Here is an 18,330-nt window from a genome sequence, read left to right as displayed (position 1 = left end):
CGGGCGCCGACGCGGCCCGCAGGACGGCGAACACGCCGAAGGCCCCCGAACGCGCCGGAGCGCGTCCCGAGGGCCTCAGGGACGTGAGCGGGCTACTTCTTGTCGCCGCCCTTGCCCTTGTCGTCGCCGCCGCCCGCCATGGACTCGAAGATCTCCTTGCACATGGGGCACACGGGGTACTTCTTCGGGTCGCGGCCCGGCACCCAGACCTTGCCGCACAGCGCCACGACGGGCGTCCCGTCGAGGGCGCTCGCCATGATCTTGTCCTTCTGGACGTAGTGGGCGAAGCGCTCGTGGTCCCCGTCGCCGTGCGACACCTGCGGCGTCGGCTCCACGAGGGTCCCCGTCCCCGTGCCTCGCTGGGGCTGGGTCTCAGGCTCAAGAGTGCTCATGGCGCCAAGCGTACTGAAGCCGGGCGGGGATGCTCACGCGCATCAGTTGAGCGAGGCGTCGTCCGGATAGGTGGCCACCATCGCCAGCTCGCTGCGCTGGCGGCGCAGCACCTCGCGCCAGAGCCGCTCGGGCGCCGGCGAGGAGACGTCGCCGGGCTCGGACTCCACGACGTACCAGGCACCCTCCACCAGCTCGTCCTCCAGCTGACCGGGGCCCCAGCCGGCGTATCCGGCGAAGATCCGCAGGGAGCCGAGGGCCGAGGCGAGGAGTTCCGGCGGGGCCTCCAGGTCGACCAGGCCGATCGCGCCGTGCACCCGGCGCCAGCCGAGCGGGGCCCCGTCCGCGGCCGCGCCGCCGGGGATGACGGCGACCCCGAGGGCCGAGTCGAGGGACACCGGGCCGCCCTGGAAGACGACGCCGGGCTCGCCGGCCAGGTCCGCCCAGTCCTCCAGGATGTCGCTCACCCCCACCGGCGTGGGCCGGTTGAGGACGACACCGAGGGAGCCCTCCTCGTCGTGGTCGAGAAGGAGCACCACCGCGCGGTCGAAGTTCGGGTCCGCCAGGGCGGGCGTTGCCACGAGCAGCCGTCCTGTGAGCGAGGACACCTCGGTCATGCCAGACATGATCCCGCATCTTCCCGTGAAGTGGGGAGCCAATGCGGGGGACGAGGGTGAGGGCAGGTCGGGCGCGTGGGTGCGGTGCGGGCGCACGGGGCCGCGCGGGCGGGCGACGGTGACCCCATGTGCCCGCCGGGAAACCGTTCGTGTTGTGACACAGCCATGACGTCGCTGGGCGGTCCTCGGGCTTACGGCGCAGGGGCCGACGGCGATTACTCTGTCTCCTCTGGCCCTGCCCCGACCCAACGGCCCCTGCCCAATCCACCATCCATGGAACGCGAGACACATGACCGTCAACGGCTCTGACGACGTACTGGTTGTCCACGGCGGAACCCCGCTCGAGGGCGAGATCCGAGTCCGCGGTGCGAAGAACCTCGTACCCAAGGCCATGGTCGCCGCCCTGCTGGGCAGTGAGCCGAGCCGGCTGCGCAACGTGCCGGACATCCGTGACGTGCGGGTCGTACGCGGCCTGCTGCAACTGCACGGGGTGACGGTCCGTCCGGGCGAGGAGCCGGGCGAGCTGGTGCTCGACCCGACCTACGTCGAGAGCGCCAACGTCGCCGACATCGACGCCCACGCGGGCTCCAGCCGCATCCCGATCCTCTTCTGCGGCCCCCTGCTGCACCGCCTCGGCCACGCCTTCATCCCCGGCCTGGGCGGCTGCGACATCGGCGGCCGACCGATCGACTTCCACTTCGACGTGCTGCGCCAGTTCGGCGCGAAGATCGAGAAGCGGGCGGACGGCCAGTACCTGGAGGCCCCGCAGCGGCTGCGCGGCACGAAGATCGTGCTGCCGTACCCGTCGGTCGGCGCGACCGAGCAGGTGCTGCTGACGGCCGTCCTGGCGGAGGGCGTCACCGAGCTCGCGAACGCGGCCGTCGAGCCGGAGATCGAGGACCTCATCTGCGTGCTGCAGAAGATGGGCGCCATCATCGCGATGGACACCGACCGCACGATCCGCATCACCGGCGTCGACAAGCTCGGCGGCTACAACCACGCGGCCCTGTCGGACCGTCTGGAGGCCGCCTCCTGGGCGTCCGCGGCGCTGGCGACCGAAGGCGACATCTACGTCCGCGGCGCCCAGCAGCGCTCGATGATGACGTTCCTGAACACCTACCGCAAGGTGGGCGGCGCCTTCGAGATCGACGACGAGGGCATCCGCTTCTGGCACCCCGGCGGCCACCTGAAGTCCATCGCGCTGGAGACGGACGTCCACCCCGGTTTCCAGACCGACTGGCAGCAGCCGCTGGTCGTGGCGCTGACGCAGGCCACGGGCCTGTCGATCGTCCACGAGACGGTCTACGAGTCCCGGCTGGGCTTCACCTCCGCGCTCAACCAGATGGGCGCCCACATCCAGCTCTACCGCGAGTGCCTGGGCGGCTCGAACTGCCGCTTCGGGCAGCGCAACTTCCTGCACTCCGCGGTCGTGTCGGGCCCCACGAAGCTCCAGGGCGCCGACCTGGTCATCCCCGACCTGCGCGGCGGCTTCTCGTACCTGATCGCCGCCCTCGCGGCCCAGGGCACCTCACGCGTCCACGGCATCGACCTCATCAACCGCGGCTACGAGAACTTCATGGACAAGCTCGTGGAGCTGGGCGCGAAGGTCGAGCTGCCCGGCAAGGCGCTCGGCTAGCACTCACTCGGCCGAACGAACCACGATGGGGCGGTACCCGGAATCCGGGTACCGCCCCATCAGCGTTCTCAGCGGAGGCGCTTACTTGCCCTTGGCGGCTTCCTTGAGCTTGCTGCCCGCGGAGACCTTCACGCTGTAGCCGGCCGGGATCTGGATCGGGTCGCCGGTCTGCGGGTTGCGCGCGGTGCGAGCGGCACGGTGGGTGCGCTCGAAGGTCAGGAAGCCGGGGATGGTGACCTTCTCGTCGCCCTTGGAGACGATGTCGCCGACGACCTCGGCGAACGCGGCCAGCACTGCGTCGGCGTCCTTGCGGGTCACCTCGGCGCGGTCGGCCAGCGCGGCCACCAGCTCACTGCGGTTCATGTTGTTACTCCCGTGTTCTTCTTGCCGTTGAGGCGTGCCACGCGGCGGAGCCGCATGTGGGGCACAGCGAAGTCGATGTGCTCGCGCCCAGAGACGCATCCTGCCCCTACCTGCGGCGGGAAAGCCAATCCGGCACCCGCACGGAGGCGTGAGACAACCCTTGTGTGTCACACGAAGGCGCGCCAGGCCGCAACCCTAGAGGGCTGCTCACGGCGCGAGGTTCCGCGACGCGCCGTCGTGGGGGCCGCCGTGGCGATCCTCACAGCCGCCGCGGCCCCCACAGGCCATGCCACAGAGCCTACGAGGCCGAAGCGCCCGCCGCCTTCGCGGCCTCCCGCACCGCACCCGCCACCGCGCCCGCGACCTTGTCGTTGAAGACGCTCGGGATGATGTAGTTCGCGTTGAGCTCTTCGTCGCTCACGACCTCCGCCAGGGCCTTCGCGGCCGCGAGCATCATGTCGGTGTTGACGGTCCTGGACTGTGCGTCCAGCAGGCCGCGGAAGACGCCCGGGAAGACCAGCACGTTGTTGATCTGGTTGGGGAAGTCGGAGCGGCCGGTGGCCACGACCGCGGCCGTCCGGCGGGCGACCGCCGGGTCGACCTCCGGGTCCGGATTCGCGAGCGCGAACACGATCGCACCCTCGGCCATGGCGGCCACGTCGTCGCCGTCGAGGACGTTCGGGGCGGAGACGCCGATGAACACGTCCGCGCCGCGCACCGCCTGCTTCAGGGTGCCGGTGAGGCCCTCGGGGTTGGTGTTGTCGGCGATCCAGCGCAGCGCCGAGCCGGGGGCCGCGTCGACGAGGTCCTCGCGGTCGGCGTGCACCACGCCGTGGATGTCGGCGACGACCGCGTTCTTCACGCCGGCCGCGAGCAGCAGCTTGAGGATGGCCGTGCCGGCGGCGCCCGCGCCCGACATGACGACCCGCACGTCCCCGACGCCCTTGCCCACGACGCGCAGGGCGTTCGTGAGGGAGGCGAGGACCACGATCGCGGTGCCGTGCTGGTCGTCGTGGAAGACGGGGATGTCGAGGGCCTCGCGCAGCCGGGCCTCGATCTCGAAGCAGCGGGGGGCGGAGATGTCCTCCAGGTTGATGCCCGCGAAGCCGGGGGCGATGGCCTTGACGATCTCGACGATCGCGTCGGTGTCCTGGGTGTCCAGGCACAGCGGCCAGGCGTCGATGCCGGCGAACCGCTTGAAGAGGGCCGCCTTGCCCTCCATGACGGGCAGCGCGGCCTTCGGGCCGATGTTGCCCAGGCCCAGCACGGCCGAGCCGTCCGTCACGACCGCAACGGAGTTGCGCTTGATGGTGAGGCGGCGGGCGTCCTCGGGGTTCTCCGCGATCGCCATGCAGACGCGGGCCACACCCGGGGTGTAGATCATCGAGAGGTCGTCGCGGTTGCGGATGGGGTGCTTGGACTGCATCTCGATCTTGCCGCCGAGGTGCATCAGGAACGTACGGTCGGAGACCTTGCCGAGGGTGACGCCCTCGATGTGGCGGAGCTGCTCGACGATCTCGTCGGCGTGCGCGGTCGAGGTCGCCGCGATGGTGACGTCGATGCGCAGCTTCTCGTGGCCGGAGGCGGTGACGTCGAGGCCGGTCACCGAGCCTCCGTGGGACTCGACGGCTCCGGTGAGCTGGGAGACCGCGGTTCCGCTCGCGGGCACCTCCAGCCGGACCGTCATCGAGTAGGAGACGCTGGGCGCCGTTGCCATGGCCGACTTCCTCTGCACTGCTGGGTCTCGGGTTTGCCGTCAGATCGTCGCACCTACCGACGAGTACGTGAAAGCCGCCCTTGATTGCGATCGTTTTGTTCTCGGAGCGGCACATGAGAGAGGCCCACGCCACCAGGTGACGTGGGCCTCTCCGACGTTCATGACACCGACCCGCCATGCTCGCCTCGCGGCAAGTGGTCGCTCGTAGCGACGAAGGTTGGGCCCGGGGGCTTGGATCGGGCCGGTGTCACGTCCAGGCTAACAAACGGATGCCCGAACACCATTCCCGTCCGCGGACTTCATCGGAATCGGTCGGATTCCTCAGTCCCGGAGGAGGTCGGGCACGCCGTTCGCGTCGGGCTCGTCCCGGTCCCCCGACACCACCGTCAGCTGCTGGGTGGCCCGGGTCAGGGCCACGTACAGCACCCGCAGGCCCGCCGGGGACTCGTCCGCGATCTCCGCCGGCGAGACGACGACCGTGGCGTCGTACTCCAGGCCCTTGGCCTCCAGGCTGCCGAGGGCCACCACGCGGTCGCCGAGGCCGGCCAGCCAGCGTCTGGCCTCCTCGCGGCGGTTCATCGCCACGACGACGCCGACGGTGCCGTCCACGCGTTCGAGGAGGCGTTCGGCCTCCGCGCGCACGGTCGACGCCAGGGAGCCGCGGACGGCGGTGAAGCGGGGCACGACGCCCGTCGACCTGACCGCCGACGGGGACTCGGCGCCGGGCATGGCCAGGGCCAGCACCTTGGCGGCCAGCTCGGCGATCTCGGCCGGGTTGCGGTAGTTCACCGTCAGCTGGAAGCGGCGGCGGGGACGGGTGCCGAGGGCCTCGTCGCGGGCCTCGGCGGCCTCGTCGGGATCGGACCAGGAGGACTGGGCCGGGTCCCCGACGACCGTCCAGGTGGCGTGCCGGCCGCGGCGGCCGACCATGCGCCACTGCATCGGGGTGAGGTCCTGCGCCTCGTCGACGATGACGTGGGCGTACTCGGTGCGCTCCTGGGCGAGCCGCTCGGCGCGCTCGCGCTGGGTCTCCTCGCGCACCGGCATCAGCTCCTCCAGGCCGGTGAGCTGGTCCAGCGGGTCGAGTTCGCGTCTCTTGCGCGGGCGGGCCGGGACGCCCAGGAGCGCCTGGAGTTCGTCCAGCATGGCGATGTCGTGCACGGAGAGCCCGTCCCGCTTGAGGGAGCGGGCGACCTTGCGGACCTCGCCGGGGTTGAGGATGCGGCGGGCCCAGCGGCCGAGCCTGCGCTCGTCGGCCATGGCCCGCAGGACGGACTGCGGGGTCAGCTCGGGCCACCAGGCGTCGAGGAAGGCGATGAACGCATCCTCGGTGCTCACGTCCTCGTCGAAGGAGGAGCGCAGTTCGGCGGCGAGCTCGGGGTCGCTGTGCCGGCCGACCGCGCCGGAGCGCTCCCACAGGGCGTCCAGGAGGAGCTTGCGGGCACGCGGGCGCAGCAGGTTCACCGGGGCGGTGCCGCTGAGGGCGCTCTGGCGGACACGGTCCAGGTCGCCGGCCTCCAGCTCCAGACGGCGGCCGAAGGCGACGACGCGCAGACGGGTGGGCGTGCCGGCGGACCCGGGGGCCGCGTCGGGCGCGTCGGACTCGTCGAGGGTCGGCTGGGTCGGCCGGCCGGCGCCCCGGCCGCCGTCGCCGCCGCTCTCCAGGGCTCCGCGCGCGGCCTTGCGCAGCACCTTCAGCATCCGGTACGACCCCTTGGCCCGAGCGACCGCCGGGGAGTCGTACAGGGTGGCCTCGGCGCCGTCGACGAGGGAGCCGATGGCGCGGATGGCGACCTGGCCCTCCTCGCCCAGGGAGGGCAGGACGCCCTCGGTGTAGGCCACGAGCAGGGGCGTGGGCGAGACGATCAGGATGCCGCCCGCGTACCGGCGCCGGTCCTGGTAGAGCAGGTAGGCGGCCCGGTGCAGGGCGACGGCGGTCTTCCCGGTGCCGGGGCCGCCCTCGACGTACGTGACGGAGGCGGCGGGGGCCCGGATGACCAGGTCCTGCTCGGCCTGGATCGAGGCGACGATGTCGCGCATGGTGTGGCTGCGGGCCTGGCCGAGGGCGGCCATGAGGGCGCCGTCGCCGATGACCGGCAGCTGCTCGCCGCCGAGGAAGGCCTTGAGCTCGGGCCGCATCAGGTCGTCCTCGACGCCGAGGACGCGCCGCCCCTTGGAGCGGATCACGCGACGCCGTACGACACGCCCCGGATCGACCGGGGTGGACCGGTAGAAGGGGGCGGCCGCGGGGGCCCGCCAGTCGATGACCAGCGGCGCGTAGTCGGAGTCGAGGACGCCGATACGGCCGATGTGGAGGGTCTCGGCGATGTCTGCGGTGTCGTCGGGCCGGACGGCCCCCTCCGCGGGCTCCACGGCGGTGTAGGCGCCGTCCGGGCCCTTCTTGCCGTCCCTGCCGAGGAGCAGGTCGATCCGTCCGAAGAGGAAGTCCTCGAACTCGTTGTTCAGCCGGTTGAGGTGGACGCCGGCGCGGAACACCTGCGCGTCCCGCTCGGCGAGCGCACCGGGCGTGCCGACCTGGCCCCGCTGGGCCGCGTCGTTCATGAGGAACTCCGCCTCGTGGATCTTCTCCTCGAGGCGTCGGTACACCCGGTCGAGGTGTTCCTGTTCGACGTTGATCTCTCGGTCCCGCACCGAATCCGGCGCGTTTTCCTCGACCGATACGACCGCGGTCTCCTGCTGTGCCTGGACGGCCACCGGGCCCCCTTCTGACGTGCTGGGCAGCCGTCAACCGTACGCGAAGGGGGCCCGCGAAGCCATGCGCGGCTACGCGTTGATCTGGACGAGCTTCTTGCCCTCGAAGGTCATGACCTCGAAGTGGTCGATGTCGTTGGTCTTGAAGGCGGCGCCGCCCATGACGTAGAGCGGGTTCTTGGCCTGCTCGGTCTTGGCGTTGGGGAGGCCGTAGCCCCACTCCGGGACCGACCAGGAGGAGACCGTCTCGCGCTCGCCGTTCTTGCCGACGGCGATGAGCGAGCACTTCTCCGGGCCGGAGACGTTCTTGAGCTCGACGCCGATCTCGGTGCCCCAGGCCTTCTCGCCCATGGCGACGGTCGCCGAGACCTTGGAGGCGGGGTCGGTCGCCGAGACCCGGCTGCTGAGCGTGTCGAAGGTCGCCTTGGCGGTGTTCGCGGACTTGGTGGCGCTCGCCTCGACGCCCTTGCCCCCACCGTCGCCGCCGGTCGCCGCCAGCACGGTGAGCGGACCGCCGATGATCAGCGCGGCCGCGGCCGCCACCAGGAAGAAGGACCGGCGGCGCTTCTGCGCGCGGCGCTCGGACACCTCGTCGACCAGCCGTTCCGCGAGGCGCGGACTGGGGCGGGCGGACAGGGAGTCGCCGATCGCGGGTGTGCCGGTGCCCGGCAGGTCCGCGAGGGCGGCCAGCATCGGTTCCATCCCGGCAAGCTCGTCGAGCTGCTGGGCGCACCACTCGCACCCGGCGAGGTGCATCTCGAAAGCGGTTGCCTCGGCGTCGTCGAGGATGCCGAGGGCGTAGGCGCCGACGGTCTCGTGCTCGCTCGGGCTCGGAGATCCCACTGACCCCTGCATGGGACCAGACATACCCGAACCACCTGCTCCGAATCCCCCGTAACTGCTCATCACGCCGTCACCCCCCGCTCTTCCAGAGCCAGCTTCATCGACCGCAGGGCGTAGAACACCCGTGAGCGCACGGTGCCACTGGGTATACCCAGCGTCTCGGCCGCCTCGTTGACGGTACGCCCCTTGAAGTACGTCTCGACGAGCACCTCCCGGTGGGCCGGGGTCAGGTCGTCGAGCGCGTCGGACAGCGTCATCAGCCACAGCGCCTTGTCGATCTCGTCCTCCGCAGGAATGACCTCCAGCGGCGACGGGTCGACCTCCTGCGGCCGGGCCTGCCGGCTGCGGTGGCCGTCGATGACGATGCGGCGTGCGACCGTCACCAGCCAGGGGCGTACAGATCCGGTCGCTCGATTGAGCTGGCCGGCGTTCTTCCAGGCACGGATGAGCGTCTCCTGCACGACGTCCTCGGCACGCTGCCGATCTCCGGCAACCAGGCGCAGGACATACGCAAGCAGGGGTCCGGCATGCTCCCGATACAGAGCACGCATCAGCTCCTCGTCAGGTTCCGAGGGCTGGGACATGCGATGTCGGGCCCTCGATCCACGTTCATTGGCCACGGCCGCATCCTTGCGCACGCCCACCTCCGGTGTCCGGGGGTTCCCCCAGTCGGTCGCTCGACGACGGGTACGCAAGCGGCGTGTGGAGTGTTCAAAACAAGGGGACACTTTTCTTCCGGGTGTCATGACGAGGGGGACATGGGGGCACATTCCCACCTTCTTTTCTTTACATTTCCGCCACAGCGACAAGATCGGGCCGACTGCCCGTCGACCGGCGCGGGTAAACGGCGTGTAATCGAAATCACTTCGACAGTTGCACTCACGCAACGCACGAAAGCCGCATACCCGGCAGGGGGTTGCGCGCCGGCGCACCGTCAACTCCGGGCGAGCGCCGCCCGTCTGCGGTGCCTCGCCACCCGCTCCCGGTTCCCGCAGACCTCGCTGGAGCACCAGCGCCGGCGCCGCCCCCGGGACATGTCGACGTAGACGAGGGGGCAGTTGTCCCCCGCGCACTGCCTGAGCCCCGCCCGGGCCACCGGATCGGTGAGCAGCTCGACCGTGTCCCGGGCCACCGCGGCCAGCAGCGCGGCGCATTCAGGCGGCCGGTCCAACGCCCGCACGAGCGAACCGTCTTCGCCGCGCACGGCCCGCGGGGTCGGGGGCGCGGTCCGGGCCGCCTCGTTCACCCGGGCCAGCGCGCCGTCGTGGGCTCCGGCGCCGCCGTACGGCACGGAGCCGCCCTGGGCGAGCCAGCCGTGCACCAACTGACCGACGTTGCGGCGCAGTTCCCGGAAGGCACCCGGCCAGGCGGTGTCGACCCGGGTGAGCGGGGTGCCGGGCGGGACGAGCCCGCAGCCGTGGATCCACGCGCACAACGACCCGACCGAGTCGAGCCGTTCGAAGGGGTGCGCGGTCGCGAGCAGGTCGAGACAGATCCGTCCGGCATCGAACCGCAGCTCGTCCATGCGCGCGTCACCGCCAGCCGAGGAGCACCCCTGAGGAAACCGTTCCTCCCACAGTGCCCGGCCGCAGGCGCGACCGGAACCCCCCGGACTTCCCCGTACGGGCCGGTGCGGGGCCCGTCCCGGCCACCCGGCCCGGCCGCCGGACGACGCGCCCGCGGGTCTGCGGGGCTGGGGGTCTGCGGGGCTGCGGATCTGCGGGTCCGCGTGCCTACGCGTCCGCGTACTTCGCGTCCGAGGCCGGGTCCAGCGCCAGCCGGTAGCCCCGCTTCACCACCGTCTGGATCAGCTTCGGCGCGCCGAGGGCCGTCCGCAGCCGGGCCATCGCCGTCTCCACGGCGTGCTCGTCACGGCCCGAGCCCGGCAGCGCCCGCAGCAGGTCCGACCGCGGCACCACCCAGCCCGGCCGCCGGGACAAGGCTCTCAGCAACGACATCCCGGCCGGCGGCACCGGCCTCAGACACCCGTCCACCAGCACCGCGTGCCCCCGGATCTCCATCCGGTGCCCGGCGACCGGCAGCACCCGGGCCCGGCCCGGCAGCTCCTGGCACAGCAGCTGCACGAGCGGCCCGAGCCGGAACCGCTCCGGCTGGACGGTGTCCACGCCGCGCGCCTGCAGCGGCAGCGCCGTGACCGGGCCGACGCAGGCCGGCAGCACATCGTGGTCCAGGGCGCGGAGCAGCTCGGACAGCAGCCCGCGCTCCTCTGCGCGCGAGAACAGGGAGGCGGCCGCGGGTGCGCTGGTGAAGGTGATCGCGTCCAGTCCGCGCGAGACGGCCGCGTCCAGGAGCCGGTCGAGCGGCGCGATGTCCTCCGGCGGCATCCACCGGTAGACGGGCACCCCCACGACCTCCGCGCCCGCGGCCCGCAGCGACTCCACGAACCCCGGCAGCGGTTCGCCGTGCAGCTGGACGGCGACCCGGCGGCCCTCGACGCCCTCCTCCAGAAGCCGGTCGAGGACCTCGGCCATGGACTCGCTGGACGGCGACCACTCCTCCGTCAGCCCCGCGGCCCGCACCGCGCCCTTGACCTTGGGCCCGCGGGCGAGCAGTTCGACGCCGTCGAGCCGGGCGAGCAGCTGTTCGCCGAGCCCCCAGCCGTCGGCGGCCTCGACCCAGCCCCGGAACCCGATGGCCGTGGTGGCGACCACGACGTCCGGCGCCTGGTCGATGAGGTCCTTGGTGGCGGCGAGCAGTTCGCCGTCGTCGGCGAGCGGCACGATCCGCAGGGCGGGCGCGTGCAGCACCGCCGCACCGCGCCGCTGGAGCAGCGCGCCGAGTTCCTCGGCCCGGCGTGCGGCCGTCACGCCCACGGTGAAGCCCGCGAGGGGCCCGTGTTCGACGGCGCCCTGGGGGCCGATGGCCGGTTGCTGCTGTTCCTCGTACATAGCTCTCGTCCCGCTAGATTCGCTTTCCCGCCTACATGCCGACGAGCCTGTCAACGGCGCGTGACAGGCTCGGTTCGGCTTCATGTCGCCAGTGTTACGTCACACCTCGGCGTAGCTGAGCTGCGGCTTCGCCTCGGACGCCGAGCTGGACGCGGTCACCCTGCCCACCGGGCGGCGAAGGTATACGGCCCAGGTGACGACGAAGCAGGCCGCGTAGAAGGCGAGGAAGGCGACGAACGCGCCGGTGCCGGAGCCGTAGGAGAGGAACGACTGACGGAACGCCAGGTTGATGCCGACGCCGCCGAGCGCGCCGACCGCGCCGATCAGTCCCATGGAGGCACCGGACAGCCTGCGCCCGTAGGCGGCGGCCTCCTCGCCCTCCAGCCCCCTGGCGACGGCCTTCGCCTGGAAGATGCCCGGAATCATCTTGTACGTCGACCCGTTGCCGAGTCCGCTGAGCACGAACAGCACCACGAAGGCGGCGACGAAGAGGGGCAGCGACTTCTGCATGCTCGCGTAGACCAGGACGGCGGTGGCCGCGCCCATGCCGACGTAGTTGTAGAGGGTGATCTTCGCGCCGCCGTACCTGTCGGCCAGCCAGCCGCCCACCGGACGGATCAGCGAGCCGAGCAGCGGGCCGATGAAGGTGAGGTAGGCCGCCTGGAGGGGCGTCCGGCCGAACTGGTTGGTCAGCACCTGCCCGAAGGCGAAGCTGTAGCCGATGAACGAACCGAACGTGCCGACGTAGAGGAAGGACATGATCCAGGTGTGCGCGTCCTTCGCGGAGTCCATCGCGGCGCCGGTGTCGTTCTTCAGGGTCGCCAGGTTGTCCATGTACAGCGCGGCGAGCGTCGCGGCGAGGACGATCAGCGGGATGTAGATGCCGAGCAGCACACGCGGCCCGCCGCTCGCGCCGATGACGGCGAGGGCGATGAGCTGGATGACCGGCACGCCGATGTTGCCGCCGCCCGCGTTGAGCCCGAGCGCCCACCCCTTCTTACGGAGGGGGAAGAACGCGTTGATGTTGGTCATGGAGGAGGCGAAGTTGCCGCCGCCGATGCCCGCGATCAGGCCGACCAGCAGGAACGTGTCGAAGGAGGTCCCCGGCTTCATCACCGCGAACGCGGCGACGCTGGGGATCAGCAGCAGTCCGGCGGAGATGATCGTCCAGTTCCGTCCGCCGAAGAGCGCGACGGCGAAGGTGTACGGCACCCGGACGACCGCCCCGACCAGCGTCACCATGGACGTCAGCAGGAACTTGTCGGCGGGGGTGAGGCCGTACTCCGGTCCCATGAAGAGCACCAGCACGGACCACATGGTCCAGATCGAGAACCCGATGTGCTCGGACAGGACCGAGAAGAAGAGGTTGCGGCGGGCGACCTTCTCGCCCTTCTCGTTCCAGAAGGCCTCGTTCTCCGGGTCCCACTCCTCGATCCAGCGGCTCCCCTTCCTCGCGGGGGACGGGGGTGCGGGGGCTGTACTCGGGGCTGTCATGGCGCCTCCACGTGCTCCGGGTTCGGGTGATTCGGGGGGATGAGCGGTGATGAGTCCCGAAGGTAGGGAGGGCGCGTTTCCGTGCTGTGGCTGTGGGTGACCGGAAAGGAACGTTGCTCTCACCTTGCGCGCAGGCCCAGTGAGAGGTCGCCGCGAGCGCTCAGCTCCGGGGCGGCTGCCCGTAGGGCTGGGGAGGCTGCGGCGGGTACGGACCCGGGGGCTGCTGGGGGTGGGCCTGGGGGTACGGCTGGGGCTGGGGCTGCGCGTGCTGCTGGGGATAGGGCTGCTGCTGGGGATACGGCTGCTGCCCGTACGGCGCGGGCTGGGGCTGGGCGTACGGTCCGGGCTGCTGCTGGGGGTACGGTCCGGGCTGCTGCTGGGGGTAGGGCTGGGGAGTCCCGTAGCCGTCCGGGCCGGTGGGTGCGCCGCCGTACGGCCCGTGGGGACCGTAGGGCCCCGGGGCCTGGGGCGGGATGCCGGCGCCGTACGGGTTCTGGCCGTGTCCGGCCGCCATGGCCGGCGTCAGGTACCGCACCTGCCCGCCCGCGTCGGTCACCGGGACGAACCCGGCGGCCCGCAGCCGGGCGGCGGCCCTGGCGTTGCGGCGGCGGTTGACGCCGAAGCCGATGCCGCAGATGACCATCAGGACGACCCAGGTGACGGCGGCGACGACGAAGTCGGTGTTCGTGCCGCCGAGCCGCACCCCGAGGATCGCGCAGCCCGCGGTGGCGCCCAGCGCGCCGTACCCCATGCGCTTCTCCGCGTTCTTGCCGGTGAGGTCGAAGGTGATGCGGGTCCTGAGGAGTTCGAAGGCGTCCGGGGCCGACGGCGGCAGGGAGACGCCGTCGTGGGCGTTCGGGTACTGCGCCCAGTTCTGGGCGGCCCGCGCCCGTGCCTGCGGGGCGGGGTCGGGGACGATCAGCATCTTCAGCGCGCTGTTGCGCGACCCGCCGTGCCGGACGTCCACGTACTCGTAGCCGAACTGCTGGGCCACGCACGCGAGTCGGGCCAGCTTCTTCACCGAGGCCATCGGGCTGGTGAGCTCGACGGGCTGACCTCCCGCCATCGACCGCAGCATGTTCCGCACCTGCCGCTTGCTCACCGGCACTCATCTCCCCCACCGGCCGGACTCTCGGACCGCCGGACCACTGTTCACTTGCGCAACGCCGGGCAGTCTTCCACACGCCCACCGTCCGCACCGGAGGCGGCCGACCCGGCTTGACCTGGCCTTTACGCCGGAGGACCGACGGGGGCGCGACCGTTCGGCCACGCCCCCGCGACCGTCGAGCACCCCGTCTCAGGCGCGGTGCGTGCCCGTCCGGCCGTCCGGCCACAGGCGGGGCCGGCGGCGGGCCGCCAGATCCTCGACCCAGCCGAAGCAGACGACGCAGACCGCGGTCAGCAGCCAGACGGCCGGCAGTTGCGGCCACGGGCTCTGCAGGATCCAGGGAGCGTCCGCTTCCAGCCACGGCACGTCCCACAGGCGGTCCCACAGACCCTCCACGACCGTGATGCACACGTTGTGCCACAGATAGATCGTGACGGCGCGGGAGTTGAGCAGGGTGATCAGCCGGTCCCAGCGCCGCAGCCGGGCCGGCCACTCGCTCCAGGACGGGCTGATGTGCAGGAGCAGCAGCACGGCCGCGAAGGACCACAGGGACTGGCCGAACGGCATGTCGTCGAGGTCGTGCCCCTCCCGCAGATCGTGGCTCAGCGCGTACCAGAGGCCGAGGGCGGCGACCGCCGGGGCCAGCGAGGGGACGACGTAACGGGGCAGCCTGCGCAGGACGCCCTCCTGACGCGCCATGCCCAGCAGCCAGCACGCGCCGAACGTCCCGAAGTCGCTGAGGTTGGACTCCAGTCGCCATCCGGGCACCGTCAGCGCGCCGAACTCCAGGGCCGCGCACAGCCCGATCGGCGCCAGGATCGTCGGCCAGGGCAGCCGGCGCAGGGCGCGCAGCAGCAGGGGCGAGAGCAGCACGAACCAGAGGTAGGCGCGGATGTACCAGAGAGGAACGCCCAGGTCCGAGGACCAGCCGTCGCCGATCAAGCCCTGAATGCCGGAGAGGCCGTCGGCGTACGGCGGGTCGCTCACCGGCAGGATCCAGAAGGTGAGGTGGAACCACCACCAGCCGGGGTGCCCCTCGGCGTCCGGGCCCCAGCCTCCCGCGAGCATGCCCGTCACTCCGACCGCGCCCAGCAGCCACAGCGGGGGCAGCAGCCGTCGCAGCCGTCCGCGCGCGACCTCCAGCGCGGGCCGTCTGCTCAGCGAGCGGGCCATGAGGTCGCCGGCGAGCGCGAACATCACGCCCATGGAGGGGAAGACGACGGGCAGCCAGGCCCAGCCCATCAGGTGGTAGAGGACGACGCGGAAGAGGGCGACGGCGCGCAGGAGGTCGAAGTAGCGGTCGCGTCCGCCGCGCTTCTTCTTCCCGCCCGCCTCCCCCGCCCCGTCCTCGCGCGCCGCCGGGACGGTGTTCTGCGTCGGCGGTCCGGGCAGCTCGGGCAGCTCGGCCGTGGTCTCGGTCGGATGGGTGCTCACAGGGCCGTCCCTCCGTCCAGGCTCGCCGCCGGCGCGCCCGGAGGTGCGGCCACCTGTCCCTTGCGGCGCAGCTTCTGCCAGCGCAGCCGGCCGCCGGTGAGGGCGGTGATCCAGGACTGGAGCAGGACGATGTACATCAGCTGGCGGTACAGCATCTGCTGGAGCGGGAGGGAGATCAGCGGGGTGAGCCGCTCCTTGTCGAGCACGAAGGCGTAGGCCGCGCAGCCGGCCTGGACGGCGAGGACGCCGAACCAGGCGGCGACGGTCCTGCCGGTCGGGCCGAAGACCAGGCCGTAGACGAGGAAGAGGTCGATGAGCGGGGCGAGCAGCGGGGCGACCACCATGAAGAGGGAGACGAGGGGCAGGCCGACGCGGCCGAAACGGCCCGACGCTCCCCCTTCGACGAGGGCGCGGCGGTGCTTCCAGATCGCCTGCATGGTGCCGTAGCACCAGCGGTAGCGCTGTGACCACAACTGCTGGACGGATTCGGGGGCTTCGGTCCAGGCGCGCGCCTTCTCCGCGTACACGACGTGCCAGCCGTCCCGGTGGATGGCCATGGTGATGTCGGTGTCCTCGGCGAGGGTGTCGTCGCTCATCCCGCCGACGCGGTCGAGCGCGCTGCGGCGGAACGCCCCGACGGCGCCCGGGATGGTGGGCATGCAGCGCAGGACGTCGTACATGCGGCGGTCGAGGTTGAAGCCCATCACGTACTCGATGTGCTGCCAGGCGCCGATGAGGGTGTCCTTGTTGCCGACCTTGGCGTTGCCGGCGACCGCGCCGACCTTGGGGTCGGCGAAGGGCTGCACGAGCTCGCGGACCGTGGCGGGCTCGAAGACGGTGTCGCCGTCCATCATGACGATGAGGTCGTGCCGGGCGTTGGCGATGCCCCGGTTGAGCGCCGCGGGCTTGCCCGCGTTGAGCTGGCGGACGACGCGGACGCCGGGCAGCCGCAGGTCCTCGACGATGCGGGCGGTGCCGTCGCTGGAGCCGTCGTCGATGACGAGGATCTCGATCGGGTGCTCGCTCCTCATCAGCGAACGCACCGTGTTCTCGATGCACTTGGCCTCGTTGTAGGCCGGGACGAGCACGGACGCCGGTTCGGTGACAGGCGCGTCGGGCCCCCAGACGAACCCCTTGCGCCGGGTGCGGCGGGTGTGGGTCGCGGACAGCAGCAGCATCAGGCCGAAGCGGGCGAAGACGAGGACGCCGATGACGGCGAGGCCGACGACCAGGACGCCGGTGATGTCGTCGGAGGCCGCGACCAGGAAGACCCAGGCCTTGCCCTTCCACAGGTCGATCCCGGTGACCGGGGTGTGCGCGCTGGGGGCGTGCAGCGCCTCGGTGAGGTTCTCGAACCGGTAGCCCTTTCCCTGGAGTTCGGGCAGATAGGTGTCGAGGGCCTCGACGGTCTGGTGGCGGTCGCCGCCGGAGTCGTGCATGAGGACGATCGCGCCCTTGCCGCCGTGCGGCGTGGCGTTGCGGATGATCTGGCGCACGCCCGGCCGCTGCCAGTCCTCGCTGTCGGCGGTGGTGAAGACGGTGAGGTAGCCGCGGGTGCCGACGTACTCGGTGACCGGCCAGGACGCGTTGTCGAGGGCGTCCGCGGTGGAGGAGTAGGGCGGCCGGAAAAGGGAGGTCCGGATGCCCGCCGCACCCGCCAGGGCCAGCTGGTTCTGGGTGAGCTCCCAGTCGATGCGCTTCTTCGACTGGTAGGAGAGGTCGGGGTGGTTGAAGGTGTGCAGACCGATCTCGTGGCCCTCGTCCACCATCCGCCGGACCAGGTCGGGGTAGCGGGAGGCCATGGTGCCGGTGATGAAGAAGACGGCGTGGACGTGGTGCTTCTTCAGGACGTCGAGGACCTCGGGGGTCCACTTCGGGTCGGGGCCGTCGTCGAAGGTGAGCACGATGCGGTGGTCCGGGACCTCCAGGCCGGTCTGCCGTCCGCCGCGGGTGTCGACGACCGGGCCGCCCTCGAGGATCTTCTCGGGCACCTTGTCGGAGGCGGCCTCGGGGTGGATGCGGTAGTCGGCCAGGATCTCGCTGTGCACGTAGCCGCGCAGCATCAGCATCGCCATCATCGCGAAGAGCACGAGCAGCGGCAGCAGACGGCGCAGCCGGAGGGGCACCGGCCGGCGGCGTCCGGCCCGCGGTGCGGAGCCCTGGGGTGCGCCCGCGGCGTGCCCCGCGGCCCGTCCGCGTGCCTGCCGCGAACCGGACCGCCGGGCGGCCCGCCGTCCGCCGGGCGGCTCACCCCCCGACGGTCCCTCCGGCGGCGAGGAGGTGGGCGCGGCCTGGCCGCCGGTCGCGGGCGCGGGCTGCCCGACGAGGGATCGTCGGGTCGAACGCCGGCTGGTACGTGGTGCCATGAGAGGTGGTTCTCCGGGGACGAGAGGACGGACGGACGGGCCGCGGCAGGGACTGCGCGGCGGGGTCGGGTGGCGCGGGGCGGACGGTGAGGGCCGATGCGCCCGGAAAGGGGCCTGGCGGCCGGGGCCCGGTGCGTGGGCCGGGTCACGGGAGAGCACGAGGGAGCCGGCCGTCGCGGACCGGGTCACGGTCGGACGGCTGGGTTTCCGGTCACCGAGGGCGAGTGGACAGCGGGCCGCGGGGTTCGAGCGGCACCGCCGGGATCGAACCGCCGGTCGCGGCGGCGCAACCGGCCGGGCACCCGGGCTCGGGGCCCTCGGCCCGCGCTCGGGCGCGCCGGTCGGCTGCGTGTCCTGGAACGCCGGTGCGGGCCCGGACGCCGGTGCGGTGTCCGCGGGCGGCCCGCCGTCCGGCGGGCGAAGCTCCGGGACGGGCCGTGCCACGGGCCGTTCGCCGGCTCGGACTCAACGCCCTCGGTCCGCCGGCGTCCCGGCGGACCGGCTCAGGCTGCCGGGCTGGAGGCCGCCGGGGCCGGTTCCGGCGGGCCGCCGGCAACGGTGGTGGAGGCCCCTCCGGCCGGGGACGGCGAGGAGGCCGCCGACTACGACGTCAAGAAGGCCGAGACCGGGATCATCTACATCGACGAGATCGACAAGGTCGCGAGGAAGAGCGAGAACCCCTCCATCACGCGCGACGTGTCGGGCGAGGGCGTCCAGCAGGCGCTGCTGAAGATCCTGGAG

General features: G+C 71.9%; 14 protein-coding genes and 1 pseudogene. 2 read left to right on the top strand and 13 right to left on the bottom strand.

Annotated features, from left to right (window positions below):
- Nucleotides 1–92: 92 nt before the first annotated feature.
- Both BG482_RS35730 and BG482_RS35725 read right to left on the bottom strand, forming a co-directional pair.
- Nucleotides 93–392 carry a DUF3039 domain-containing protein gene (locus tag BG482_RS35730; RefSeq protein ID WP_069773379.1) on the bottom strand — a complete coding sequence of 100 codons (300 nt, stop codon included), beginning with the start codon at nt 390–392 and terminating at the stop codon, nt 93–95.
- A gap of 42 nt (nt 393–434) precedes the next feature.
- Nucleotides 435–1,007 (bottom strand): YqgE/AlgH family protein, encoded by a 573-nt coding sequence (locus BG482_RS35725; RefSeq protein ID WP_069773378.1) that lies wholly within the window; start codon nt 1,005–1,007, stop codon nt 435–437.
- Between the two features lie 289 nt (nt 1,008–1,296).
- On the opposite strand from BG482_RS35725, the gene murA reads away from it, so the two are divergent.
- Nucleotides 1,297–2,643, top strand: a complete 1,347-nt coding sequence (murA, locus tag BG482_RS35720) for a UDP-N-acetylglucosamine 1-carboxyvinyltransferase (protein WP_069773377.1) — start codon at nt 1,297–1,299, stop codon at nt 2,641–2,643.
- Between the two features lie 81 nt (nt 2,644–2,724).
- Here the strand turns inward: murA and BG482_RS35715 are convergent, their stop codons facing one another.
- From BG482_RS35715 to BG482_RS35665, 11 genes are all read right to left on the bottom strand, one after another.
- Nucleotides 2,725–3,006, bottom strand: coding sequence for an HU family DNA-binding protein (locus tag BG482_RS35715; RefSeq protein ID WP_004000874.1), 282 nt, complete (start codon nt 3,004–3,006; stop codon nt 2,725–2,727).
- 298 nt (nt 3,007–3,304) lie between these two features.
- Nucleotides 3,305–4,723 carry an NAD-dependent malic enzyme gene (locus BG482_RS35710; RefSeq protein WP_069773376.1) on the bottom strand — a complete coding sequence of 473 codons (1,419 nt, stop codon included), beginning with the start codon at nt 4,721–4,723 and terminating at the stop codon, nt 3,305–3,307.
- Between the two features lie 321 nt (nt 4,724–5,044).
- On the bottom strand, nt 5,045–7,438 hold the full coding sequence (locus BG482_RS35705) for a UvrD-helicase domain-containing protein (protein ID WP_069773375.1): 2,394 nt from the start codon (nt 7,436–7,438) through the stop codon (nt 5,045–5,047).
- Nucleotides 7,439–7,507: 69 nt separating this feature from the next.
- Nucleotides 7,508–8,290: an anti-sigma factor gene (locus tag BG482_RS35700; RefSeq protein ID WP_069773374.1), complete on the bottom strand. Its 783-nt coding sequence runs from the start codon at nt 8,288–8,290 to the stop codon at nt 7,508–7,510.
- Nucleotides 8,291–8,340: 50 nt separating this feature from the next.
- Nucleotides 8,341–8,862: a sigma-70 family RNA polymerase sigma factor gene (locus BG482_RS35695; RefSeq protein WP_010039908.1), complete on the bottom strand. Its 522-nt coding sequence runs from the start codon at nt 8,860–8,862 to the stop codon at nt 8,341–8,343.
- A 350-nt stretch (nt 8,863–9,212) separates the two neighbouring features.
- Nucleotides 9,213–9,803 (bottom strand): ABATE domain-containing protein, encoded by a 591-nt coding sequence (locus BG482_RS35690; protein WP_069773373.1) that lies wholly within the window; start codon nt 9,801–9,803, stop codon nt 9,213–9,215.
- A 208-nt stretch (nt 9,804–10,011) separates the two neighbouring features.
- Nucleotides 10,012–11,187 (bottom strand): uroporphyrinogen-III synthase, encoded by a 1,176-nt coding sequence (locus BG482_RS35685; RefSeq protein ID WP_069773372.1) that lies wholly within the window; start codon nt 11,185–11,187, stop codon nt 10,012–10,014.
- 99 nt (nt 11,188–11,286) lie between these two features.
- A complete protein-coding gene (locus tag BG482_RS35680; protein ID WP_069773371.1) occupies nt 11,287–12,681 on the bottom strand; it encodes a NarK/NasA family nitrate transporter in 1,395 nt (464 codons plus the stop codon).
- A gap of 160 nt (nt 12,682–12,841) precedes the next feature.
- Nucleotides 12,842–13,783, bottom strand: a complete 942-nt coding sequence (locus BG482_RS35675) for a hypothetical protein (RefSeq protein ID WP_069773370.1) — start codon at nt 13,781–13,783, stop codon at nt 12,842–12,844.
- 195 nt (nt 13,784–13,978) lie between these two features.
- Nucleotides 13,979–15,223: an acyltransferase family protein gene (locus tag BG482_RS35670; protein WP_069773369.1), complete on the bottom strand. Its 1,245-nt coding sequence runs from the start codon at nt 15,221–15,223 to the stop codon at nt 13,979–13,981.
- On the bottom strand, nt 15,220–17,301 hold the full coding sequence (locus tag BG482_RS35665) for a glycosyltransferase (protein ID WP_256096585.1): 2,082 nt from the start codon (nt 17,299–17,301) through the stop codon (nt 15,220–15,222). The genes BG482_RS35670 and BG482_RS35665 overlap by 4 nt, the downstream gene beginning before the upstream one ends.
- Nucleotides 17,302–18,180: 879 nt before the next feature.
- Between BG482_RS35665 and BG482_RS35660 the strand changes: the two are divergent.
- A pseudogene (locus BG482_RS35660) lies at nt 18,181–18,330 on the top strand (AAA family ATPase); the annotation flags it as partial.

Source organism: Streptomyces sp. LUP30 (assembly GCF_001746365.1).
In the GTDB taxonomy this organism is placed as follows: domain Bacteria; phylum Actinomycetota; class Actinomycetes; order Streptomycetales; family Streptomycetaceae; genus Streptomyces.
The sequence above is the reverse complement of the archived record's forward strand: the minus strand, read 5'-3'. Positions and strand labels throughout refer to the sequence as shown.